The 25429-nt window shown below is 74.0% G+C and carries 9 protein-coding genes; 8 read left to right on the forward strand and 1 reads right to left on the reverse strand.

Going from position 1 to position 25429, the window contains the following annotated elements; genetic code table 11:
• The 8 genes from NLX94_RS37310 to NLX94_RS37345 form a co-directional block, all read left to right on the forward strand.
• On the forward strand, positions 1 to 3216 hold a 3216-nt coding region (locus tag NLX94_RS37310), incomplete at its 5' end, for a type I polyketide synthase (protein ID WP_254387730.1).
• 43 nt (positions 3217 to 3259) lie between these two features.
• Positions 3260 to 8029 (forward strand): type I polyketide synthase, encoded by a 4770-nt coding sequence (locus tag NLX94_RS37315; protein ID WP_254387731.1) that lies wholly within the window; start codon positions 3260 to 3262, stop codon positions 8027 to 8029.
• A gap of 8 nt (positions 8030 to 8037) precedes the next feature.
• Positions 8038 to 17292, forward strand: a complete 9255-nt coding sequence (locus NLX94_RS37320) for a type I polyketide synthase (RefSeq protein ID WP_254387732.1) — start codon at positions 8038 to 8040, stop codon at positions 17290 to 17292.
• A 43-nt stretch (positions 17293 to 17335) separates the two neighbouring features.
• Positions 17336 to 18181: a 3-hydroxyacyl-CoA dehydrogenase family protein gene (locus tag NLX94_RS37325; protein WP_254387733.1), complete on the forward strand. Its 846-nt coding sequence runs from the start codon at positions 17336 to 17338 to the stop codon at positions 18179 to 18181.
• 12 nt (positions 18182 to 18193) lie between these two features.
• Positions 18194 to 18439 carry an acyl carrier protein gene (locus tag NLX94_RS37330; protein WP_254387734.1) on the forward strand — a complete coding sequence of 82 codons (246 nt, stop codon included), beginning with the start codon at positions 18194 to 18196 and terminating at the stop codon, positions 18437 to 18439.
• Between the two features lie 7 nt (positions 18440 to 18446).
• Positions 18447 to 19598 carry an acyl-CoA dehydrogenase family protein gene (locus tag NLX94_RS37335; RefSeq protein WP_254387735.1) on the forward strand — a complete coding sequence of 384 codons (1152 nt, stop codon included), beginning with the start codon at positions 18447 to 18449 and terminating at the stop codon, positions 19596 to 19598.
• Complete coding sequence (locus NLX94_RS37340; RefSeq protein ID WP_254387737.1) at positions 19595 to 20671, forward strand: HAD family hydrolase; 1077 nt, start codon at positions 19595 to 19597, stop codon at positions 20669 to 20671. The genes NLX94_RS37335 and NLX94_RS37340 overlap by 4 nt, the downstream gene beginning before the upstream one ends.
• A complete protein-coding gene (locus NLX94_RS37345) occupies positions 20668 to 21435 on the forward strand; it encodes an alpha/beta fold hydrolase (protein WP_254387738.1) in 768 nt (255 codons plus the stop codon). Before NLX94_RS37340 ends, NLX94_RS37345 begins: the two co-directional genes overlap by 4 nt.
• A gap of 192 nt (positions 21436 to 21627) precedes the next feature.
• Here the strand turns inward: NLX94_RS37345 and NLX94_RS37350 are convergent, their stop codons facing one another.
• A complete protein-coding gene (locus NLX94_RS37350) occupies positions 21628 to 25419 on the reverse strand; it encodes an SDR family NAD(P)-dependent oxidoreductase (protein WP_254387739.1) in 3792 nt (1263 codons plus the stop codon).
• Positions 25420 to 25429 lie beyond the last annotated feature (10 nt).

The raw sequence follows: 25429 nt of genomic DNA on the forward strand, positions 1-25429 counted from the left end.
GCCACCGCGCAGATCAAGTCCACCCGGCTCAAGGTCAGCCACGCCTTCCACTCACCCCTCATGGAACCCATGCTGGAAGAGTTCCGGCAGCTCGCCCGCACCCTGGACTACCACGACGCGCACCTGCCACTGATCTCCAACCTCACCGGCACCCTCGCCGAACCCGGACAGCTCCAAAACCCCGACTACTGGGTCAACCACGTCCGCAACGCCGTCCGCTTCGCCGACGGACTGACCACCCTGACCACCCACCACACCGACCTCACCTGCATCGAGATCGGACCCGACAGCGCCCTGACCCCCATGGCCAGGGAAACCCTCCCCACCACCACCATCATCCCCACCCAACACCGCAACCAGACCGAAACCCACACCCTCCACCACGCCCTCGCCCACACCCACACCACCGGCACCCACATCAACTGGGACGCCCTCACCGGCACGCGTACCCGCCTCGACCTGCCCACCTACGCCTTCGAACACGAGCGGTACTGGCTGGACCGGTCCGCGGCGCGTGTCGGGGCCGGGGCCGGGGAGATGCGGGGTCTGAGGCATCCGTTGCTGCGGGCTGTCGTGGACCTCGCGGGTGGGGGTGTGCTGGCCACGGGGCGCCTGTCGCTGGGCGATCTGCCGTGGTTGGCCGACCACAAGGTCGCGGGGGTGGTGGTCGTACCCGGTTCCGCGCTGCTGGACATGGTGTTGGAGGCCGGTGGGCAGGCGGGGTACGACCAGGTCGCCGAGCTGACGTTTGAGGCGCCGATGGTGCTGCCGTCCCAGCGGGCGCTCACCGTGCAGGTCGTGGTGGACGGCGAGGACCACGCGGTGCGGGTCCACTCGCGTGTCGGTGACCACGAGCCGTGGGTGCGGCATGCCTCAGGTGTCCTGGCCAGGGGAGGGGCGGTCGCGGAGGCCGCTTGTGCCTGGGCGGAGAGTTGGCCGCCCGTGGGCGCCGAGCCCGTGGCCATGGAGGGCGCGTACGAGGAACTCGCCGAGCGGGGGTACGAGTACGGGCCTGCCTTCCGCGGTGTGCGGGCGGCCTGGCGGCTTGGTGACGCGCTGTATGTGGAGGCGGGGATCGAGGCGGCGGCGGAGTCCGACGGCTTCGGCCTGCACCCGGCGCTGCTGGACACGGCCTTCCACCCGTATGTCCTGACCAGCGGTTCCGACGAGCTCCGGCTGCCCTTCGTCTTCCGCGGGGTGCGGCTGTCCGCCTCCGGCACCACGGTCCTGCGGCTGCGCATGACCGGGCAGGGGGACGAACTCGCCGTCGAGGCGGCCGACGCCGCCGGCCGGACCGTGCTGACCGTGGAAGGCCTGCGGGTCCGACCGGTCACTGTGGCGGCGCTCGCCGCCGCCATGGGGGCGGGTACGGCGACGGTGGGGTACCACGGGCTCGACTGGGTGGAGGTCGATGTTCCGGGGGCTGACCGCGACGCCCGCTGGGCGGCGGTCGGCCAGGGTGTCGAGGGAGTGCCCGGGTACGGGTCCCTTGCCGAACTGGCTGGTGCGGTGGAGGAGGACGGAGCGCCGGAGTACGTCGTCGTGAGCTGTGCAACGGGCGACGGACCCGCCGTTCCCGTCGCGCTGCGCCGGGAGACGGGCCGGGTGCTGGAGCTCGTACGGGAGTGGCTCGCGTACGAGTGCTTCGCCGGGGCGCGACTGGTGCTGCTCGCCGACCGGGCGCTGCTGACCGGGGAAGCGGTGTGGGGTCTGGTGCGCACCTTGCAGGTCGAGCACCCCGGCCGTGTGGTGCTCGGTGACGTGGAGTCCGGTTTCGCCGACTGGCCGCTGTTCGCCGCCGCGGTCGCGGCCGGCGAGCCGCAACTGCGGGTGCGGGACGGCAGGGTGTCGGTACCGCGCGTGGTGCGGCGTGACCCGCCGCCGGCCGAGGACGGGGGCTTCGACGCCGGTACCGTCCTCGTCACTGGTGGTACGGGTGGTCTCGGCGCGCTGGTCGCGGAGCGCCTGGTGGACCGGTTCGGGGCACGGGACCTGCTGCTGGTCTCCCGCCGGGGACCGGCCGCCGCGGGTGCCGGAGAGCTGGCCGCGCGCCTGGAGGGGAAGGGGGCCTCGGTCCAGATCGTCGCGTGCGACGTGGCGGACCGGGACGCGCTCGGGACCCTGCTCGCGTCGGTGTCCCCGGACCGTCCGCTGGTCGGCGTCGTGCACACGGCGGGCGTGCTGGACGACGCCATGCTCGACGGCCTGTCGCCGGAGCGCCTCGACGCGGTCTTCCGGCCCAAGGCCGACGCGGCCTGGCACCTGCACGAGTTGACGGCCGGACTGCCGCTGCGCCGGTTCGTGCTGTTCTCCTCGATCGCGAGCGTGCTGGGGAACGCGGGGCAGGGCAACTACGCGGCCGCCAACGCCTTCCTGGACGCCCTGGCGGCCCACCGCCGGGACCGGGGGCTGCCCGGCACCTCCCTCGCCTGGGGCGTGTGGTCGATGGACTCCGGCATGGCGGCCGGTCTGTCCCCGGCAGACGAGGCGCGGATGGCGCGCTCCGGCGTGGCCGTCCTCAGCGCGGCCCAGGGCCTGGAGCTCTTCGACACCGCCTTCGGCGCCGGGGACGCGGCCGAGCCGCTCGTCGTCGCCTCCCGCTGGAGCACCGGCGCGCTCCAGGCCAGGGCCGACAGCAGCGGCGACATCACCCCGGTCCTCCGGGGCCTGGTCCGCACCGTGCGCCGCATGGCCGACGGCCCGCCGGAGACCGCGGTGGCGGGGCTGCGCGAGCGGCTGGCCGGCCTGTCCCGCGCCGAGGCGACGGCCGCGGTCGTCGACGAGGTGCGCGCGCAGGTCGCCGCGGTCCTCGCCCACGGCTCGGCGGCCTCCGTCGACGCCTCCCGCCCCTTCAGCGAACTCGGGCTCGACTCGCTGACGGCGGTGGAACTACGCAACCGGCTCAACGCCGCGACCGGCCTGGACCTCCCGCCGACCCTCGTGTTCGACCACCCGACGGTGACGGACCTGGCGGCGCACCTGACCGGACAGCTGGCGCCGGCCGCCGCCGCCCCCGACGCGCTGCTGCGGCAGGCCCTCGCCGAGGCTACCGAGCGGCTCGCGGACGCCGACCCGGAGACCCTCGCGCGGGCCGTGGCCGATCTCCAGGCTGCGCTGGTCCGGCTCGCGGGCCGGCCGGAGCGGGACACGGCCACGGCGGACCTGGAAGCGGCATCGGACGAGGAGATCTTCGCCTTCATCGACAACCAGCTCTGACGCGACAGCTTCGAAACACACATGGATGGCGGGGACTTCAGCGATGGCGGACGAACACAGACTGCGGGACTACCTCAAACGGGCCACCGTCGAACTGGCCGACACACGGCGCCAGCTCGCCGACCTGACGGAACGCCATGACGAGCCCGTGGCCGTCATCGGCATGTCCTGCCGCTACCCCGGCGCGGAATCCGTCGACGCCTACTGGGAGCTGCTCAGCGAGGGCCGTACCGCCGTCACCGACGAGGTGCCGGCCGACCGGTTCGACCTCGATCCGTACGACGACTACGGCCTGTACACACGCAGCGGCGCCTTCCTGTCGGACATCGCCGGGTGGGACTCCGCCCTCTTCGGGCACTCCCCGCAGGAAGCCCTGCGCATGGACCCGCACCAGCGCATGCTGATGGAGCTGGTCTGGGAGGCCATGGAGAACGCGGGCACGCCGCCGTCGACCCTGGCCGGCAGTCGCACCGGCGTCATGGTCGGCTTCTCCGACACCCTTCAGTACGGGCGGCTCCAGGCCGAGAGCCAGGGCCCCCGCGCCTACACCGACCCGTACATGGGTCAGGGCAGCGCCGCCAGCGTCGTCGCCGGCCGGCTCGCGTACCACTTCGATCTGCGCGGTCCGGCGATGACACTGGACACTGCCTGCTCCTCGTCGCTCGTCGCCGTCCACCAAGCGGTCGGCGCCCTGCGTCGCAGGGAGTGCGACCTCGCCGTGGCCGCCGGCGGGTTCCTGATGATGCAGCCCGACGTGTACATCTACGGCTGCGCCACCTCGATGCTCTCCCCGGACGGCCTGTGCCGCACCTTCGACGAGCGGGCCAACGGCTACGTGATGGGCGAAGGCGGCGGCGCCGTCATCCTGGCCCGGCTCTCCGACGCAGTACGCCAGGGCCACCGGATCCGGGCCGTCATCCGCGGCTCCGCGGTCAACCAGGACGGCCGCAGCAACGGACTCACCGCCCCGAGCCGAGGCGCGCAGGTCGACGTGATCCGCCGCTCGCTCGCCGCCGCGAAGACGGCACCGGACGAGGTCGCGTACGTCGAGGCGCACGGTTCCGCCACGGCGCTCGGGGACGCGATCGAGCTGGGCGCGCTGAACGAGGTGTTCGGCGGCCGGGACCCGGAGCGCCCGCTGCACGTGGGAGCGGTCAAGACGAACATCGGCCACACCCAGGCGGCCGCGGGCATGGCCGGTCTCATCAAGACCGTCCTCGTCCTGGAGAACGGCGTCGTCCCGCCCAACCTCCACATGGAGCAGCCCGCCGCCGCGATCCCCGAGGAGGGCACCGTCCGGCCCGCCGGCCGGCGCAGCGACCTGGCCGCCGGGACCGGCGCCCGCGTCGCCGGCGTCAGTGCCTTCGGCTGGTCCGGCACCAACGCCCACGTCGTCCTGGAAGCGGCCCCGCCTGCCACCGGCACGGACGGAGCCGAGGACGTCGCGGACGCCCCCGCCGTACCCCGGCTGCTGCCCGTCTCCGCCGCCGCCGACGAGACCCTCCGCACCCAGCTCGGAAGGCTCGCCGACGCCGTCGCCGGGCTGCCGCTCGACGACGTGGCCCACACCCTGCGGCAGGGCAGGACCCCGCTCGAGTACCGGCGGGCCGTAGTGGCCGGCGACCCGGCCGAGGCCTCCGCCCGGCTGCGCGCGGCCGGCACCGCCCCCGGCGTCCGCCGCGCCGAGGGCCGCCCCCGCGTCGCCTTCATGCTGCCCGGCGTCGGCGACCAGTACCGCGGCCTCGGTCACGACCTGTACCGCGCCGAGCCGGTCTTCGCCGAAGCCATCGACCGCTGCCTGGACATCGCGGAACGGCGATGCGGGGTCGACCTGCGGCCGCTGCTGCTCACCGCCCCCGACCTCCGCGACGGCGGCGACCTGGCGGCGCTCCTCGGCCGCACCGGCGACCGGCCCGCGGGTGAGGACCCCCTCGACCGCGCGGGCGTCGCCCACCCCTTCCTCTTCACCGTCGAGTACGCCCTCGCGCAGCTCCTCGCCCACCGCGGCATCACCCCCGACCTGCTCGTCGGCTACAGCCTCGGCGAGTACGTGGCGGCCTGCCTCGCCGGCGTGTTCAGCCTGGAAGACGCCCTCTGGGTCGTCACCGAACGCGCCCGGCTCATCGAGTCCGCCCCGGCCGGCCGGATGCTCGCGGTCGCCGCCGGCACCGACCTGGTCGCCGACGTCCTCGCGCGCGTCGGCGCCCGCGCCGACGTGGCAGCCGTCAACGGCCCGACGATGACCGTCATCAGCGCGGCCCCGGACGCGATCGAGAAGGTGGCGGGCCTGCTCGCCGACGAGGGCGTCCCCGCCCGGCCACTGCGCTCGGCGCACGCCTTCCACTCCTCGCTGCTGCGCCCCGTCCGCGACCGGCTCGCCGAGGTCGTCGCCTCCGTGCCCCGGCACGCCCCCGAGCGCACGGTCATCTCCAACACCACGGGCGCGCCGCTCACCGCCGAGCAGGCCACCGACCCCCAGTACTGGGCGGAACACCTGTGCCGGCCAGTACTGTTCGCCGACGCGGTGCGCGCCTGTGTCGAGCAGGGGGCGGACGTCTTCGTCGAGCTGGGAGCCGGGCAGACCCTCGGCGGCCTGGTGCGGCAGAACGTCATCGGCGGAACCCAGCCCGTCGTGCTCGGCACGCTTCCGGCTCAGTGGCCGGCCGGCGGGTCGACCGACGGCGTCACCGCCGTGCTGGAGACCTGCGGCCGCCTCTGGGAGCTCGGCTGCGACCTGGACTGGAGCAGCCTGGCGCACGGCCGCGAGCGGATCGCCGAACTGCCCTCGTACCCCTTCGGACGCACCCGCCTGTGGCCGCAGGCCGCGGGCAGCCGCCCGGACGGAGTCCAGCGGACCGCCGCCGCCCCCGAGGAGCGGTGCTACGCGCCGTCGTGGCAGCGGGACTTCGGCCGTACCCCGGCCGGGGCGCCCGCCCCGGACGGGCCCGTGGTCGTGTTCTCCGACGCGCACGGCATCGGCAGCGCCCTCTCGGACCTCCTGGAGGCGGCGGGCACGCCGGTCGTCGAAGTGGTCCCCGGAGACGGGTTCCGCCGCGACGGCTCCCGGCGCTGCGTCATCGACCCGGCCGAGCCGGACCACTACCGACGGGTCCTCGACACCGTCGGCGGCGGCCCCGTGCACGTTGTCCACCTGTGGAGCCTGCGGGCGGACGCCGGGACCCCGGTCTTCGCCGGCGACGCGGAGCTGCGCGGGGTGGCCGGCGACGGCTTCGGCACCCTCCTGCTCGCCGTCCAGGCGGCGGGCGCCGCCGCCTCCACGTCCGGTGTGCGCCTGCTGACCTGCAGCGAGGGCGCGGCCGAGATCACCGGAGGCGACGCGGTCGCCCCGGCCGGGACCGTGGTGCACGGCCTCGGCCGCGTGGTGCGCTCCGAGTACCCCGGCCTGGCCTGGCGGGGCGTGGACCTCGCGGCTGGTACGGAGCCGCGGGACGCGGCCTGGCAGCTCGCCGAAGAACTGCGGCGCGGCCCCTGGAGCGACCCCGACCTGACCACCGAACCGACCCTGGTCGGCTGGCGCGGCGGCCGCCGCTGGCTCGAACGCTGGGCCCCGGTCGCCCCCGAACCCCGGGTCGAAGGCGACACCCCGTGGCGCCCCGACGGCACCTACCTCATCACCGGCGGCACCCGCGGCTTGGGCATGACCCTCGCCCGCCACCTCGTCCGCACCGGTGTGCGCCGCCTCGCCCTCGTCGGCCGGACCGATCTGCGCCGGGCGGCCGCCGCCGAACCCGACGGCCGGGCCGCACAGAGCCTGGCGGACGTGCGTGAGCTGGAGGCGCAGGGCGCCGAGGTGCTCCTCCTCAGCGCCGACGTCGGCGACCCCGACCTGCTGCGGGGCGCCCTGAACGCCTGCCGCGACCACTTCGGCGCGCTGACCGGCGTCGTCCACGCGGCGGGCGTCCCCGCCGGGGGCATGACCCAGCGCCGTACGGTCGACGACACCGCCCGGGTGCTCGCGCCCAAGGTCCTCGCCATGGGCCCGCTCGCCGAACTCGTCGGCCCCGGAACCCCGGAGGACCTGCGGCCCGAACTCCTTGTGCTGTACTCCTCGGCGATCACCGTGTTCGGCGGCATCGGCGAAGGCGACTACTGCGCGGCGAACACCGTCCTGAACGCCTACGGTGCCGCCCTCGCCGACGCCGCTCCCACCACCCGCGTGCTCACGATCGCCTGGGGCCCCTGGCAGCACGACGACTGGCAGAGCACTGCGCTCGGCGGTGCGCTCGCCGACCGCGTCGCCGCCTACCGCACGACGTACGGCTTCACGGACGAGGACGGCTGCGCCCTCCTGGACCGGTTGGTCGACGGGACGAGGGGAACGGTGCTCGCGGTCCGCCAGGAGCTGACCGAGGGCCTGCGGGAATGGGCCGCCGGTACGGACCTCTCCGAACTGCTCGCCCCGGCACCCGGCGCGTCGGACGCGGAGCGGTTCCCCCGCCCCGCACTACGTATCGACTACGCCGCCCCCCGCACCGAGTTGGAGACCGTCATCGCCGACACCTGGGGTGCCTACCTTGGCATCGACCGGATCGGCGTCCACGACCCCTTCTTCGAACTCGGCGGCAACTCCCTGGTCGGCATGGCCATGGTGGCGGCGCTGGAGAAGCGGTTCGACCGGCGGATCGCGCCCGCGGTGCTCTTCCAGCACCCCACGGTCGCCGAGTTCGCGGCCGCGCTGGCCGCGCCCGACATGAACGGCCCGGCCGACGGCGGCGCCGGACGAGCGGCCGGTTCGGCCCGAGGTGAGCGACGCCGTGCCCGCGGCGCGAAGATTTCCGGAACGCGCAAGTGAGGACAGAAGTGACTGAGTACATCCCCGCCGACGTCTCCGACACGGACATCGCGATCGTCGGTGTGGCGGGCCGGTTCCCGGGCGCCGCGGACGTCGCCGGCCTGTGGGCCGCCATCCGCGCCGGACGCTCGGGCATCACCCGGTTCACCGACGAGGAGCTCCGCGCCGCCGGGGTTCCCGAGGAGCAGCTCGCCGACCCCGCCTATGTCAAGGCGGGGGCCGTCATCGACGGCTACGACCGGTTCGACGCGGGCTTCTTCGGGATCAACCCGAAGGAAGCCCAGATCCTCGACCCGCAGCACCGGCTGTTCCTCGAACACAGCTGGCACGCCCTGGAGGACGCCAGCTGCGACCCGGCCCGCTTCGACGGCACCATCGGCGTCTTCGGCGGCGCGGGACTGAGCTCGTACCTGATCAACAACCTGCTGCCCGCCGGAGTCGCCGGAGAGGTCGGCGAGTTCGCCGTCGGCCTCGCCAACGACAAGGACTCGCTGCCCCTGCGGGTCGCCCACACCCTGGGCCTGACCGGCCCCGCGTACGGCATCCAGAGCTACTGTTCGACCTCGCTCGTCGCGGTCTGCGCGGCCGCGACCAGCCTCGCGAACCTCGAATGTGACATGGCCCTCGCGGGCGGCGTCGCGCTCGGCGTCCCGCACCGCGTCGGCTACCCGTACCAGCAAGGCGGCATCACCCCGCCCGACGGCGAGTGCCGGGCCTTCGACGCCTCGGGCCTAGGCGCCCCGCTGGGCAGCGGCGTCGGCGTGGTCGCCCTGCGCCGCCTGGAGGACGCGCTCGCCGACGGCGACCGGGTCTACGCCGTACTCCGCGGCTGGGCCGTCAACAACGACGGCGGCCGGAAGGTCGGCTTCACCGCCCCCGGCGTGGAGGGCCAGGCAGCCGTCATCGCCGAGGCGCTCGCCGCCGCCGGGTTCGGCCCCGCCGACATCGACTACATCGAGGCCCACGGCACCGGGACCGCCCTCGGCGACGCCGCCGAGATCGCCGCCCTCCAGCAGGTGTTCGACGGCGAGCAGCTCCTCGTCGGGTCGGTGAAGACCAACGTGGGTCACCTCGACCGGGCCGCCGGCGTCACCGGCCTCATCAAGGCCGCGCTCGCCCTGCACCACGGCGAGATACCCCCGACTCGCAACTTCACGACGCCCAACCCCCAGCTCGCCGCGGGCGGCGCCCGGCTGACCGTCGTCACCGAGCCCCACGCGTGGCCGCGCGGCGCCACGCCCCGCCGGGCCGGCGTCAGTGCCTTCGGCATCGGCGGCACCAACGCCCACGTCGTCCTCGAAGAGGCGCCCCTGCCGGCCCCCGCGCCCGCCGCACCGCGCCCCGCCGAACTGCTCGTCTGGTCGGGCCGCTCCGCCGAGGCGGCCGACGCGTCCGCCCGGGCGCTGGCCGGACACCTGGAGGAGTCCGCCGGCGCGCTGGCGCACGTCGCGCACACCCTGCAGAGCGGACGCGGCGTCTTCGGCCACCGGCGGATGCTCGTCGCAGGAACCGCTGATGAGGCCGCCGCCCGCCTGCGGGAAGGCGACGTCCTCTCCCGCGTGGACGGCCAGACGGACCGGCCCGTCGGCTTCCTCATCGCGGGCACCGGCGAGCAGTACCCGGGCATGGCCGCCGAGCTGTACGAGACGGAGCCCGTGTTCCGCTCCGTCATCGACCACTGCCGCACCCTGCTCGTGGAGCAGACGGGAGCCGACCCGCTCACCGCCCTGCTCGCCCCCCGCGCCACCGCGCCCGGCGGCGCCGACCTCGGCCGGCTCCTCGGCCGCACCGGCGCACCCGAGGGCGACGGGAACGACGCCACCGACCGGCTCCAGCCCGCCCTCTTCGCCGTCGAGTACGCACTCGCCCAGCTCGTCCGCTCCTGGGGCGTCGAGCCGTCCGTCATGGTCGGCTACAGCCTCGGCGAGTACGTCGCCGCCTGCCTGGCCGGCGTGCTCTCCGTCGAGGACGCCCTCGCGCTCGTCGCCCACCGGGCGCGGCTCATCCACGCCCTGCCCGCCGGGGCCATGGCGGCCGTGCCGCTCTCCGCCGACGAGGTGCGTGCCCGGATCGTGCGGACCGGCCTCGACGGCCTGGACATCGCCGCGGTCAACGGCCCCGGGGTCACCGTCGTCTCCGGCGAACCCGCGGCCCTCGACACCTTCCGAGAGGCCCTGGCTGAGGACACCGTCCCGTGCCGGCCGCTCGCCACCACCCACGCCTTCCACTCGCGGATGCTGGAGCCGATCCGGGCCGGACTCACGGACTGGATCGCCACCCACGTCACGCTTCACCCGCCGGCCATCCCGTACGTCTCCAACGTCACCGGCGAACTGATCACCGACGCGCAGGCCACCGACCCGGCGTACTGGGCCGAGCACATGTGCGGCCCCGTCCGGTTCGACGACGCCGTCGCCACCCTGCTCACCCGGACCGAGACCGCCCTCCTGGAGATCGGCCCCGGTCCGTCGCTCGGCGCCCTGGTCCGCGGCCACGCCGCGTGCCCCCCCGACCGCTGGCCCCTCATCGTGCAGGCCCTGCCCGCCGAGGGCGATCCGCGCCCCGCCGCGACCGTACTGGCCGAGGCCGTCGGCAGACTGTGGCTGGCCGGTGTTTCCGTCGACTGGACGGGCTACCAGGAAGGCCGCGCGCCGCGCGCCGCCGAACTGCCGCTCTACCCGTTCCAGCGCGAGCGCTACTGGATCGACGCACCCGCGGGCCGGACCGGAACGACGGGCCCGCAGCCCGCCGAGACCACCGCGCCCGCCCCCCACGTCCAGCTGCTGACTCAGCGGTGGGACCCCGCGGGAGCCCCGGAGAGCATCGCCACGGCCCCGGCCGACGGCCACCACGTGCTGATCGCGGACGCCGGCGGCACCGCCGGCGCCCTCGCCGCCCTGCTGCGCCGCGAGGGCACCCAGGTGACCGTCGTCCGCCCCGGCGAGGACCTCCCCGCCGACGGCCGCACAGTCGTCCACCTGGCGGCGCTCGACTCCGCCGATGCCTCCGCCGGAGTGCTCTCGCTGTCCCGCACCCTCGCCGCCCTGGGCGCCGACGGCGCCGGCACCACCCGCGTCGTCGTGGTCACCCGCGGAGGCCAGACCGTCGCCGACGGCGAGCAGGCCGACCCGGCCCAGGCCGCCGTCGCAGTGCTGCCCGTGGTCGCCAACCAGGAGTACCTGAACCTCGACACGAGCAGCGCCGACCTCGCCCCCGGCTCCGGCGCCGCCGAAGCCGCCGAGGCCCTCGCCGCCCTCCTGCGTCACCCCACCGGCACCGTGACCGCCGCCCACCGCGACGGCCGCTGGCACGTCCCCGGCTACGTCCCCGCCGAGGCAGGCGAAGCCGCCGGCGACGCCCTGCCCGACCCGGCCGTCGTCGAGGGAACCACCTGGCTCATCACCGGCGGCCTCGGCGACGTCGGCATCACCCTCGCCGAGCACCTGGTCCGCCGCGGCGCCACCACGCTGATCCTGACCAGCCGCAACGGCGTCCCCGACGACCCGGACCACCCGCGCGCCGCCGCCGTGCGGCGCCTGCGCGAGCTGGGTGCCGAGATCCGCACCCCGCTTGTGGACGTCACCGACGAGGCCGCGATGCGTGCCCTCTTCGACGCCGACCGCATCGACGGCGTGGTGCACGCCGCCGCCGAGTCCGCCCCGGACACCTTCCGGCCCCTGCAGGACCTGGACGCCGCCGCCGTGGCCCGGCACTTCGGCGCCAAGGTCGACGGCGCCCGTGTCCTCGACGCGGTCGTCTCCGGGCTCCCTGCGGCACGGCGCCCCGCCCACTGCGTGCTCTTCTCGTCGACCTCCGCCCTCCTCGGCGGCCTCGCCTTCGGCAGCTACGCCGCGGCGAACGCGGCCCTCACCGCGCTCGCCCACCGCCGGACGAGCACCACCACCCGCTGGACCGCAGCGAGCTGGGACACCTGGGCCTGTACCCTGGACCGGCTCGACGGCCAGGTCGGCGCGACGATGATCAGCCACTCCATGAGCGACCCGGAGGCGCTCGGCGCCTTCGACGCGCTCCTCGACCTGGCCCGCCCCGCCGTGATCGTCGTCGCCGGCGGCCTCGCCGACCGGCTCCCCGTGCCCGCCGGCGCGGCAACCGCACCGGCCGCGGCCACCGCGACCCGGTACCAGCGCCCCGACCTGCCGCAGCCGTACGTCCCGCCGCTGACCGCCACCGAACGCGTCCTCGCCGGCCTGTGGTCGGACGTCCTCGGCGTCGAACCGATCGGCGTCCGCGACAACTTCTTCGACCTCCAGGGCAATTCCCTGCTCGCGCTGCAGATGCTCAACCTGGTCAAGCAGCGCTTCGGCATCGTGATCCCGACGGTTACGCTCTTCGCCGCGCCCACCGTCCACGCGCTCGGCGCCGCTCTCGACGAGCAGGGGGCCGCCGCGACCGGCACCCCGGCGGCGCCCGTCGCGGCCGCCCCCGCGCCGCGGACCGAACCGTCGCGACCCGCCGCGGCCGCGGAGCCCGACCATGACCTGGACCGGCACATCGCCGTGGTCGGCATGGCGGGCCGCTTCCCCGGCGCCGCGGACGTTACCCAGTTCTGGCGCAACCTCTGCGACGGCGTTGAGTCGATCACCTTCTTCTCGCCGGAGGAGCTCATCGAGGCCGGCGTCGATCCCGCCCTGGTCCACGATCCGTCCTACGTCCCGGCCCGCGCGGTCCTGGACGACATCGCGGGCTTCGACGCGGGCTTCTTCGGACTCAGCCCCCGGATGGCCGCGCTCACCGACCCCCAGCAGCGCCTGTTCCTTGAGACCTGCTGGGAAGCGCTGGAGCAGTCCGGCTACTGCCGCCCCGAACACCGCGGCCGGGTCGGCGTGTTCGGCGGCACCAACATCAGCACCTACCTGCTCGGGATGGCCGACCGGCTGGCGGGCGACGAGGACGTCAGCACGTACGAGATCATCATGGGCAACGACAAGGACGCTCTGACGACCTCCGTCTCCTACCTGTTCGACCTGCGCGGCCCCAGCGTCGCCGTCCAGACCTTCTGCTCCACCTCGCTCGTCGCCGTCCACACGGCGGCCCGCGCCCTGCGCGCGGGCGACTGCGAGATGGCGCTCGCCGGCGGCGTCTCCATCCGCGTCCCGGACCGGGTCGGGCACCTGTACACCGCTGGCGGTCAGGAGTCCGTCGACGGACACGTCCGCACCTTCGACTCCAAGGCCCAGGGCAGCATGTTCGGCGACGGCGCCACCGTCGTCGTCCTCAAGCGGCTCTCCGACGCGCTCCGCGACGGCGACCACATCTGGTCCGTCATCCGCGGCTCCGCGATGAACAACGACGGCGCACTGAAGGTCGGCTACACCGCGCCCAGCGTGATCGGCCAGGCCCAGGTGATCGCCGACGCCATGGCGGACGCCCGCGTCACCGCCGAGGACATCGGGTACGTCGAGGCGCACGGCACCGCCACCGAACTCGGCGACCCCATCGAGGTGGCTGCCCTGACCCGCGCCTTCGGCCCCACCGACACCCGCCAGTACTGCGCCCTCGGCTCGGTGAAGACCAACATCGGCCACCTGGACCGCGCCGCCGGCACCGCCGGCCTCATCAAGGCGTCCCTGGCCGTCCGTGAGGGCGTCATCCCGGCGACCCTGCACTACACCAGCCCCAACCCGGAGATCGACTTCGAGAACAGCCCGTTCTACGTCAACGCCGGGCTGACCCACTGGGAGGCGGGGGAGGGGCGCCCCCGGATCGCCGGCCTCAACTCCCTCGGCATGGGCGGCACCAACGTCCACGTGGTCGTTGAGGAACCCCCCGCCCGCCCCGAGACGGCCCCCGCCGCCCCGGAGAGCGCCCGCCGCTACCAGGTGCTGCCGGTCTCCGCCCGTACCACGGCGGCCGCCGACGAAGCCGTCCAGCGCCTCGGCGAGCACCTGCGGACCCGGCCGGAGACCCGGCTCGACGACACCGCGTTCACCCTCCAGGTGGGGCGCAAGACCTTCGAGCACCGGCGTGCCGCCGTGGTCACCTCCGTCGAGGAGGCAGTCCCGGTCCTCACCGGCGCCGATGGCGCCGCACCCCTCGCCGCGCGCACCGATGCCGCCCAGGGCAGGCCCGTGGCCTTCCTCTTCGCCGGGGTCGGCGAGCAGTACCCGGGCCTCGTCGGCGAGCTGTACCGCCGCGAGCCGGAGTTCGCCGCCGCCCTCGACGCCTGCCTGGACCGGATCTCCGCGGCCCTGCCCGACGGGGACGTCGCCGACCTGCTCACCGGCGTCCGCGGCGGCGCCCAGGACCTCGCGGTCCTCCTCGGCCGGGCGACGGCCACGGACGAGCGCGCCGCGGCGATGCGCCGCACCGAGGTCGCGCAGCCGCTGATGTTCGCCGTCGACTACGCGCTCGCCCGCACCCTGATGGCTTGGGGCGTGCGACCGCAGGCGATGCTCGGCTACAGCCTGGGCGAGTACGTGGCCGCCTGCTTGGCAGGGGTGCTCTCCCTCGACGACGCCCTCGCGCTCGTCGTGCACCGGGCCCGGCTGATCGCCGGGGCCGAGCGCGGCACGATGGCCGCGGTCCCGCTCTCCGCCGACGCCCTGCGGCGGCGCTTCCGGATCGAGCGGCGGGGCCTGGACATCGCCGCGGTCAACGGCCCCGACACGGTCGTCGTCGCCGGACCCGACGCCGACATGGCGCTGCTCGCCGAGGAACTGCGCAAGGCCGAGGTCCCGTACCGGCCGCTGGAGACCACCCACGCCTTCCACTCCCGGATGCTCGGCGGCCTCACCGCCGAACTCACCGCCTGGATTGAGGCGAACGTCACCCTCCATGCGCCGGAACTGCTCTACTACTCCAACGTCACCGGTGGCGTCGCCGACGCCGACCTGGTCCGCGACCCGGGCTACTGGGCCCGTCACATGTGCGGCACCGTGGAGTTCGCTGCGGGCGCCGCGGGCCTGATCGCCGACCCCGAGCTGGCCGTCGTCGAGATCGGCCCCGGACCGTCCCTGGGCGCGCTGATGCGCGCCGCGGCCTGCCCCCCCGAGCGCTGGCCGATGATCACGGCGACCCTGCCGGCCGCGGGCGACCCGCGGCCCGCCGACGCCGTCCTCGCCGACTGCCTCGCCAGGCTGTGGCTGCTCGGCGTCGACGTCGACTGGGCCGCCCATCACGGCCGCGGCCCCGGCGCGGCGACCCCCGCCCCCGGCCGTGCCCCCGGCCGGATCCCGCTCCCCACGTACCCCTTCCAGCGCCAGCGGTACTGGATCGAGCGGTCCAAGCCGTCTCCTCAGGGCGCCATCGGCGCCCCGGCCACAGGCGCCCCGGCCGAGCCGATGTCCATGGACGACATCGGCAAGGTCCCGAAGCAGGCCGAGGAGGAGTGGCTCTACCTGCCCGTCTGGCACCAGACCGCCCCGACGGCGGCCGACGGGAACCAGCCCGCGCACTGGCTGGTGTACGCCCGTGAGGGCGCTGCCGACCGGGCCCTCGACGAGCTGCGCCGCACCGTGGAACCGGCGGGCGCCACCGTCACCGTGCTCCGCCCCGGCGACACCCACGGCAGGACCGAGGACGGCTGGACGGTCCGCCCCGGCAGCGACGAGGACACCCTCGCGGTGCTCCGCGCCCTGCGGAGCGCCGGACACCGCCTGGAGCGGGTGGTCCACCTGTGGACGCTCGGCGAGGAGGCCGGCGACACCGAGGCCGGGATCCTGAACCGGGGCCTGGACACCCTGATCGCCCTCGCCCGGGCGGCCGGTGAACTCGGCTTCGAGGATTGGACCCTGGACATCGCGACCACCGGCAGCCAGCAGGTGCTCGACGGCTCCGAGGCCCGCCCGGCCTCCGCCACGGTCACCGGTCCCGCTCTGGTCATCCCGTTGGAGTACCCCACGGTCACCACGCGGCTGATCGACACGGACCCGGCCACCACGGCCGCCGCCCTCGTCGCCGAGCTGCGGCGCCCGCGCGCCGCCGCGACCGTCGCCCTCCGCGGCAACCGCCGCTGGCTGTGCACGTACGAGCAGCTGCCCGCCGCCCCCGGCACGGAGACGGGAGGCGCGGCCCCGCGCGACGGCGGCGTCTACCTGATCACCGGCGGCCTCGGTGGCATCGGCCTCGGCATGGCCGACCACCTGGCGCGCGAACACCGCGCCAAGCTCGTGCTGTTCGGACGCACCGGCCTGCCGCCGCGCGAGCGGTGGGAAGCCGTCGCGGCGGGCACCGAGGCCGCGGACGACACCACTCGCAGGAGGGTGACCGAGGTCCTCGGGCTCCTCGCGCACGGCGCCGAGGTGGAGATCGTCACCGGTGACGTCGCCGACCCGGCGGACGTGCGCGGGGCCGTCGACCGTGCCGTCGAGAGGTTCGGCGCGCTGCACGGCCTGCTGCACACGGCCGGCGTGCCCGGCACCGGACTCATGCAGTTCAAGCAGCCCGGTGACGGACAGGCCGTCCTCGCCTCGAAGATCGCCGGCTGCCGTGCGATCGCCGAGGCCCTGCGGATCGGACGGCCCGACGAGCTGCACCTCGACTTCTTGGTCCTCTTCTCGTCCATCACGTCCGTCACGGGTGGCGGCCCCGGCCAGGTCGACTACTGCGCGGGCAACGCGTACCTCGACGCCTTCGCGAACTCCCTCGCGGCCGACGGACGGCGCGTGCTCTCCGTCGACTGGGGCGAGTGGACGTGGAACGCCTGGTCCAACGGCCTCGCGGGCTACGAGGAGTCCCTGCAGACCTTCTTCCGCAACCACCGCGCCCACTTCGGCATCACCTTCGACGACGGCTGGCGCTCGCTGCTCAGGGCACTCGGCTCCGGAGAGTCCCGGGTCGTCGTCTCGACCCAGGACTTCCCGACCGTGGTGCGGTTCAGCACCCGCTTCACCGTGGCCACCGTCACCTCCGAGGAAGTGACCGGCGGCACCGGCTCGCGGCACCCCCGTCCCGAACTGGTGACGCCATATCAGGAACCCTCCGGCACGGTCGAGCAGACCATCGCCGGGATCTGGGGCGAGGCGCTCCGTCTGGACCGCACCGGAGTCAACGACAACTTCTTCGAGCTGGGCGGAAGTTCACTGCTCGGCATCACCGTCCTCGCCGCACTGCGCCGGGCGTTCCCCGACGCGGAGCTGCCCCCGCACATCCTCTTCGAAGCGCCGACCGTCACGGCCCTCGCCAAGGTCGTCGACGCCGAGGCCGCAGGCCCGGCGCCGGCCCAGGACCGCGAGGCCACCCGCAACCAGGCGGAAAGGCGCAGGTCCGGTCTCGAGGCGGCGGCCCGCCGCCGCAAGCGCTGACCGGCACACCAGCCATCGAACGCAACAAAGAACGGAGCACGTCATGACTGTCATCGGCGTAGTCGGTGCCGGCGTCATGGGCGTCGGAGTCGCCCAGAACCTCGCTCAGTACGGATACGACGTCGTCCTGGTCGACAAGGACGAGCGGATCCTGGCCGAGGCCAGGGACGCCGTCACTCGCAATGCCCGGATGAGCCGTCTCATGGGCGGCCCGGCACTGGACGCCGACGCCATCATGGCGAGGATCACCACCGAGGTCGGCGTGAAGGCGCTGGCCGACGCGGAGCTCGTCATCGAGAACGTCACCGAGAACTGGGACATTAAGCGCGAGGTCCACCAGGAGCTGGACGCGGTCCTCTCCCCGGACGCCGTCGTGATCGTCAACACCTCGGCGATCCCGATCACCAAGGTGGGCTCGCTGTACGGCCGCCCTGAGCGCGTGGTCGGCGTCCACTTCATGAACCCCGTCCCGGCCAAGCCGGTCGTGGAGCTGATCCCCGGCTTCCACACCTCCGCCGAGACCGTCGAGCGCACCCGCGCCCTGCTCACGGGCATGGGCAAGAAGGGCGTCGACGTCAAGGACTCGTCCGGCTTCGTCTCCAATCGGGTCCTGATGCTGACCGTCAACGAGGCCGCCTTCCTTGTGTACGAGGGCGTGGCCACCGCCGAATCGGTCGACGAGGTCTTCCGCGGCTGCTTCGGCCACCCCATGGGGCCGCTGGAGACCGCCGACCTGATCGGCGTCGACACCATCCTTTACAGCGTCGAGGTGCTCTACGAGCACTATGCCGACAGCAAGTACCGCCCCTGCCCCCTGCTCAAGCAGATGACCGACGCGGGACTCCACGGCCGGAAGACCGGCCGCGGCTTCTACACCTACGCAAGCTGAGGAGAGACACACATGTCCGACACCACCGGCCAGATCCTGACCTTCGTCAAGGGCCGCTTCCCCCAGGCCGATATCACCGCGACCGAGGACATCTTCTCACTGGGCTTCGTCAACTCGCTGTTCGCGATGGAGCTCGTCATGTTCGTGGAGAAGACCTTCGGCATCACCATCCCCACCGACGAGCTGCGCATCGACAACTTCCGTACCGCCGAGGCGATGACGGTCCTGGTCGACCGCCAGCGCGCCGTGGCCGCGTAGGCACCGGATGACGAACGACACGCAGACGCGGCCCCAGGCCGCCGTCGTACCGGACCGGGCCTCCGCCCGCGCCTTCGTGGACGAGCACATCCTGCCGCACGCCGACGCCTACGACAGGCAGGGGGCGATCCCGGAGGAACTCCTGGAGCGCATCGGCGCCGCCGGCCTGTGGGCGCCGTTCCTGCCGCCCGAGACGGGCGGCGCGGGACTGGACATGGTGACGCTCGGCGAGATCCACGAGGAGGTGGGACGGGGCTGCTCCTCCGTGCGCAGCCTCCTCACCGTGCACACCATGCTCGCCTGGACCCTCCAGCGCTGGGGCACCGCCGCACAGCGCGAGCAGTGGGGACCCCTCCTCGCGAGCGGCGGCGTGCTGGGAGCCTTCTGCCTCTCCGAGCCCGGGGCCGGCAGCGATGCCGCGGGGATCACCACGACGGCCGTGCCCAAGGGTGACGGCTGGGTGCTCAACGGCGTCAAGAAGTGGACGACGAACGGGCAGCGGGCCGACCTCTTCCTGGTGTTCGCGAAGACCGAGTCCAGCATCGGCGCGTTCCTGGTGCCGAGGGACACCCCCGGTGTCACCGTCCGGCCCCTCGACGACATGCTCGGCACCCGGGCCTCCATGCTCGCCGAGGTGACCCTCGGCGACGTGCGGCTCGGTCCGGACGCGCTCCTGGGACCGAGCGGCTTCGCCGCCGGCATGGTCCTCACCGGCACCCTCGACCTGGGCCGCTACAGCGTCGCCGCGGGCTCGGTCGGCATCATCCAGGCGTGCCTGGACGCGTCGGCCTCCTACGCCTCGCGGCGCATGGTCGGCGGGAGTCCGATCTCCGAACTCCCGCTGATCCAGGCGAAGCTGTCCGACATGGTCACCGACGTTCGGGCGGCACGGCTGCTGCTCGCCGAGGCCGGCCGGCTGAAGGACGTCGGCGACTCGGCGACGCTCATGGCGACCTGGATCGCCAAGTACTTCGCGTCCACCGCCGCGGTACGGCACGCCTCCGAGGCGGTGCAGGTGCACGGCGCCAACGGATGCAGCCCGGACTACCCCGTGGCGCGGTACTACCGAGACGCGAAGGTCATGGAAATCATCGAGGGCAGCAACGAGATCCAGCGGATCACGATCGCCGCCGAGGCACACCGCGAGGGGGGACGATGACCGGGACCATCCGGGACGGGGCGGACACCCTGCCCGCCAAGCCGGCGCAGGGCCGTATCAAGTGCGTCGTGTGGGACCTCGACAACACCCTGTGGGACGGCGTCCTGCTGGAGGACGCCGAGGTCACCGTCCGCCCTGCGGCCGTCGCCCACCTGCGGCGGCTGGACGCCATGGGCGTCCTGCACTCCGTCGCCAGCAAGAACGACCACGAGACGGCCATGGCGAAGCTGCGGGAACTGGGCCTGGACGACCTGTTCCTGTGCCCGCAGATCAACTGGAACCCCAAATCGGAGTCGATCAAGCACATCGCGACCCGGCTCAACTTGGGCCTGGACGCGTTCGCCTTCGTCGACGACCAGGAGTTCGAGCGGGCCGAGGTCGCCTTCGCGGTGTCCGAGGTCACCTGTGTCGACGCGCTGGACATCGACGAGGTGCTGACCGGCGTCGCGTTCACGCCCCGGTTCGTCACCGACGAGTCGGCGCAGCGGCGGGGCATGTACCAGAGCCAGCTGGCCCGGGAGGACCTGGAGCAGGACTTCACCGGCACCAACGACGACTTCCTCGCCAGCCTGGGCATGACCTTCACCATCGCCACGGCCCAGCGCGAGGACCTCCAGCGGGCCGAGGAGCTCACGGTCCGCACCAACCAGCTCAACTCCACCGGCCGGACCTACTCGTACGACGAGCTGGACGCGCTGCGTGACTCGCCGGACCACCTGCTGCTGGTCGCGTCCCTGACCGACCGGTTCGGCAGCTACGGCAAGATCGGTCTCGCACTGGTCGAGAAGGGAACCCCCGACTGGCGGCTGAACATGCTGCTGATGTCGTGCCGGGTGATGTCCCGGGGCGTCGGCATGGTGCTGCTCAACCACGTCATGCGGCTGGCGAGCGAAGCGGGCGCCGGACTCCGCGCCGACTTCGTGGAGACCGGACGCAACCGGATGATGCAGATCACCTACGCGTTCAGCGGATTCCGCGAGGTCTCCCGCGAAGGCAGCCACGTCGTCCTCGCCGCCGACCTCGACGCCCTCCAGGAGCCCGCGGGCTACGTCACGCTGGAGGTGACGGCGTGACCACCGTCGCCGACGCCTCCCTGGTGAGCCGCTGGCTCCCCTTCACCGTCCCGGACGGACCGCTGCGGCTGTTCTGCCTGCCGCACGCGGGCGGTTCCGCGTCGGCATACCGGGCGTGGCACGGACGGCTCGGCCGGGTCGCGATCTGCCCTCTCCAGCCGCCCGGCCGGGAGACCCGGCTGCGGGAGACCCCGTTCGACCGCATGGAGCCCCTCGTCGCCGAGCTGGCGGACGTCGTCCTCGCCACCGCGGGGCAGGACCCGTACGCCGTGTACGGGCACAGCCTCGGCGGCCTGGTCGGCTTCGAGCTGCTGCGCGAGATCCGTCGCCGCGGCGGCCCGATGCCGGAGCGCTTCTTCGTCTCCGGCTGCCCCGCTCCCCAGCTCCCGGACGAGCACGGCGACCCGCCCGTCGCCGGGATGACCGATGACGAGGTCGTCGGTCTCCTGCGCCGCCTGGGCGGCACGCCCGAGTGGCTGCTGGCGGACCCGGCGGTCCTGCAGATGATCCTCCCGCCCTTCCGGGCCGACTTCTCCGTCAAGGAGACGTACCGGCACCGGGAGGAGCCGCCGCTGGACCTGCCGATCACCGCGCTCGCCGGCACCCACGACCCCCGGGCCGACCCCGCCGCCATGCGGGGCTGGCGCGACCAGACCGTGGGCGGCTTCACCTCCCACGTCCTGACCGGTGGGCACTTCGTGATGCTGGAGCGCCCCGAACTGACCCACCGGCACCTCGCGGACGCCCTCCGTCCCTGGATGTGACCCACCCTGTCGCCGGGGCCGCGCCGCGGCCCCGGCGACAGCGGAACAATGGCCACCGCATGACCGCTCTCCTTCCGCTATCGAACCGCCCTCATCCCTGAGGAGCGGAACCCGCGCACACGACGAAGGTGCCCGTCGGCCAGGAGGCCGGCGGGCACCTTCGTCGTGTGCGCGGAAACCCCCGCGCGGGGGTCAGGCGCGCGACCGGGCGACCAGCACCGCGATCTCCCGCACCGTCGGGCTGTCGACCAGGGCTGTCACCGGGACCGACGCCGACAGGGCCGTACGCATCCGGGTGACGAGCTGGATGGCGATCAGCGAATGGCCGCCCAGCTCGAAGAAGTTGTCGAGCGCGCCGACCCGTTCAAGTCCCAGCGTGTCCGCCCAGATGCCCGCGACGGTCTCCTCGAGACCGGCCTCGGGCTCCTCGTACGGAGTCGCCAGCGCCGGACGCGGATGACGCTCACCCGTCTCCTCCGCCTCCCCGGACGCCGCCGGGCCACCGGTGACCCACTGCCGCAGCCTCGGTTCCACGGGCCCGGTGGACACCACCACGTGGGCCGTCCGGCCCGCCTGGCCGAGGACCCGCTCGAACACGTCGACGCCCTCGGTGGGAGTCATCTCGTACGCGCGCACGGCTGGTCCGTGCCCCTCGACCCGCTCCTCCGAGACGGCCCAGGTGTCCCAGTCCACCGTCGTCCAGCGGCCCGCCCCACCCAGCCGCGCCGCACGCGCGTACGCGTCCAGGGCGGCGTTGGCGGCCGCGTACGGGCCGAGAGCGATGCCGCCGAGCACGGTCGCCAGCGACGACAGGGTCACCCGCCGACCGGCCGCCTGCTCGCCGAGCACGGACTGCAGCACGTGGAAGCCGTGCACCTTGGCCCGGAAGTGGGCGTCGCACATCGCCGGGTCCGACAGGTGCGCGAGGTCGAAGAAGTCCGGGTTCTGCACGCCGGCCCCATGGACCACCGCGTCGATGCCGCCGAAGGACTCCACCGCGGCCCGGACCACCTCGCGCATCCGCTCCTCGTCGGCCACGTCGGCGGAGAGCGCCAGCACCTCGGCACCGCGCTCCTCGAGGTCCAGCACGCTCCGGATGTGCCGGGCCGTCCGGTCGTCCTCCGCCGCGCCGTCGAGGTAAGCCGGCCACTCCTCGCGGGGCGGCAGCTCCGTACGGGCCGTGAGCACCAGGCGGCAGCCGTAGGCGCTCGCCAGCCGCCGCGCGAGCAGCAGGCCGACGTCACCGAGGCCGCCCGTGATGAGCACCGTGTCCCGAGGCCGGAACAGCGGCGCCTCAGGACCGGGCACCGGCAGCGGGCAGGGCTCGTAGTGCCGCAGCCACAGCTCCGCGCCGCGGACCGCGACCGGCCCCTCGTGCGGCGCCAGCACGGCGGCCAGCACTTGCTCGGCGTCCTCGCCGTCCACCCCGGCGTCGACGTCCACGTGCCGGCAGGCCAGCAGCGGATTCTCCTGCGCCAGGCTCGGCGCGAGCGCGGCGAGCGCGGCATGCTCGGGATGGGTCAGATCGGCCCCGACCACGCCCGCGGCACCGGACGTGAGCAGCGTCAGCTCGGTCGACGCGGCGTGCGGGTCCTCGGCGAACGCCCGCGCGAGGGCGAGCGCCGAACGGAACCCGCGCTCCAGCTCCGCGTCGAAGTGCGCGGCACCCGACCCCTCAGCGGAGGCGAGGGCGAACCCGTGCACGACCGTGCGGGGCGCGACGAACTGCGCGGCCAGCACCTCGGCCAGGTCGTCCGACTCGGCGGGCCGCACCGTGAAGTCGCCGTTGTCGTCCTGCCCGTACGCCTCCCCGGGCCGCACCGCGACGACCTCGGCGCCGGCGAGCACCAGCCGGTCCACCAGCGCCTCGGCACGCGCATCGGCGGCCAGCACCAGCCACGGCCCGGCAGCCCGCAGCTGCCCGTCCAGGTCCTCCACCGGCACCGGGTGGCGGCGCCAGCCCGGCACGTACGTCCACCGGCCCGGATCGTCGACCCGACCCTCCGGCTCACGCTCCACCGGCCGGGACGCCTCGCCCTTCACCCAGTAGCGGCGCCGCTGGAACGGGTACGTCGGCAGCTCGACCCGGCGGCCGCGGCCCCCGTGCAGCGCCGCCCAGTCGACCGCCGCACCAGCCTGCCAGACCCGGGCGAGCACGGTCGGCAGCCAGTCGGCGGCCGCGTCCGCGCCGGGCGCCATGACGATCTCGACGGCCTCGGCGCCGGCGGGGTCCGCGGCGCCCAGGACGGACACCCCGATCCGCTCCAGCCCCGCCGCGAGCGCCGCCAGGGCGCCGTCCCGGCCGGCCGGGACATCCGGGTGGCCTTCGGACCGGGGGAGCAGCGCCGCGACGGCGCGGGACAGTTCGTCCCACCACGTCTCCGGTACGCCGTCCCCGGTCGTCAGCCGCACCCCGGGCGCCCGGCGGCTCGTCTCGGCGTCGATCCACCGGCCGGGGTCGCGCAGCGCAGCCACGGCGTCCTCGTAACCGACGCAGACCACCGCCCGGCGCAGCGCGAAGTGACCGCGCGAGACCTGGAGTGTGAAGGCCACGTCCGCGAGGTCCTCGGTGCGGTGCTCCGCCAGATGCAGGGCGAGCCGGTCGGTCAGCGCGTCGAGCGCCTCCGGCGTCGCGGCGGAGAAGGTCAGCAGGTGCGGTCCGGGCGTCGCCGGGCGGGCCGGGCGCACCGGTGCCTCCTCCAGCACCACGTGCGCGTTGGTGCCGCCGAGCCCGAACGAGCTGACCCCGGCCCGGCGCGGCGTCGGCCCCTCCGGCCAGGGCTGGTCCTCGGTGAGCACCGCGAACCGCTTCCCGGCCGCCGCGAGCGCCGGGTTGGGCGTCTCGAACCCCGGCATGGCGGGCAGGACCCCCTCCCGCAGGCAGAGCGCGGCCCGCATCAGCCCGGCCACGCCCGAGGCCCGGTCCAGGTGCCCGAGGCTCGGCTTGAGCGACCCCAGGACACAGGGCGAATCCTGCTGCGTGTCGAACACCCTGTTCATCGCGGCCAGTTCGATGGAGTCCCCGAGCTGGGTGCCGGTGGCGTGGCACTCGACGTACCCGATGGAACCCGGCTCGACACCGGCGACGGCCAGAGCGGTCTCGATCACCGAAGCCTGGCCGTCGACACCCGGCGCCGTGTAACCGACGCGCTCCCGGCCGTCGTTGTTCACGGCCGACCCGAGGATCACGGCGTGGATCACGTCACCGTCCTCAATGGCGTCCGACATCCGCTTCAGCGCCACCGCGCCGACGCCCGCCCCCATCACGGTGCCGTTCGCTGACGCGTCGAAGCTGCGCACCCGCCCGTCCGGGGACATGATCCCGCCCTGCTCGTACAGGTAGCCGGACGGCTGCGGCAGCGGCAGGAACGCGCCGCCGGCGAGCGCCAGGTCGCACTCGTACGTCAGCAGGCTCTGGGCGGCCAGGTGCACGGAGACCAGTGAGGTGGAGCAGAAGGTCTGCACCGTCATGCTCGGGCCCCGCAGGCCCAGCTTGTACGAGACCAGCGAGGCGAGCGAGTCGCGCTCGTTGCCGACGGCGAGCAGCAGCCCGCCGCCCGGCTCCGTGGCCAGATGGGCCACGTTGTTCAGCATGTAGTCGGGGAACCCGCAGCCGGCGAAGACACCGACCTGCGCGGCGGGGGCCATGGGGGAGTAGCCCGCCCCTTCCAGCGCCTCCCACGCGCACTCCAAGAACAGTCGGTGCTGCGGCTCCATCGTCTCCGCTTCACGCGGATTGAGGCCGAACACCGACGCGTCGAAGAGGTCGAGCCCGTCCACCGCGCCGTCGACCCGAACGTAGCGGGGATCGGCGAGCATGCCCGGGGCGACTCCCGCCTTCGCCAGTTCCTCGTCGGTGACGGCCCGCAGGCCCGAAACCCCCTGGAGCAGGTTCCGCCACAGCCCCGCGACGTCGGCCGCGCCCGGGAAGCGCCCGGACATCCCGACAAGCGCCACCGCCGATTCGTACGTGTTCTCCGTCACGCTGACCTCC

The organism is Streptomyces sp. TBY4, assembly GCF_024213195.1.
Taxonomy (GTDB): domain Bacteria; phylum Actinomycetota; class Actinomycetes; order Streptomycetales; family Streptomycetaceae; genus Streptomyces.

Bases quoted from the DNA above. Each gene is read 5' to 3' on its own strand.
- NLX94_RS37340 (WP_254387737.1), top strand. From the start codon at position 19,595: ATGACCGGGACCATCCGGGACGGGGCGGACACCCTGCCCGCCAAGCCG.
- NLX94_RS37325 (WP_254387733.1), top strand. From the start codon at position 17,336: ATGACTGTCATCGGCGTAGTCGGTGCCGGCGTCATGGGCGTCGGAGTC.
- NLX94_RS37330 (WP_254387734.1), top strand. From the start codon at position 18,194: ATGTCCGACACCACCGGCCAGATCCTGACCTTCGTCAAGGGCCGCTTC.
- NLX94_RS37315 (WP_254387731.1), top strand. From the start codon at position 3,260: ATGGCGGACGAACACAGACTGCGGGACTACCTCAAACGGGCCACCGTC.
- NLX94_RS37335 (WP_254387735.1), top strand. From the start codon at position 18,447: ATGACGAACGACACGCAGACGCGGCCCCAGGCCGCCGTCGTACCGGAC.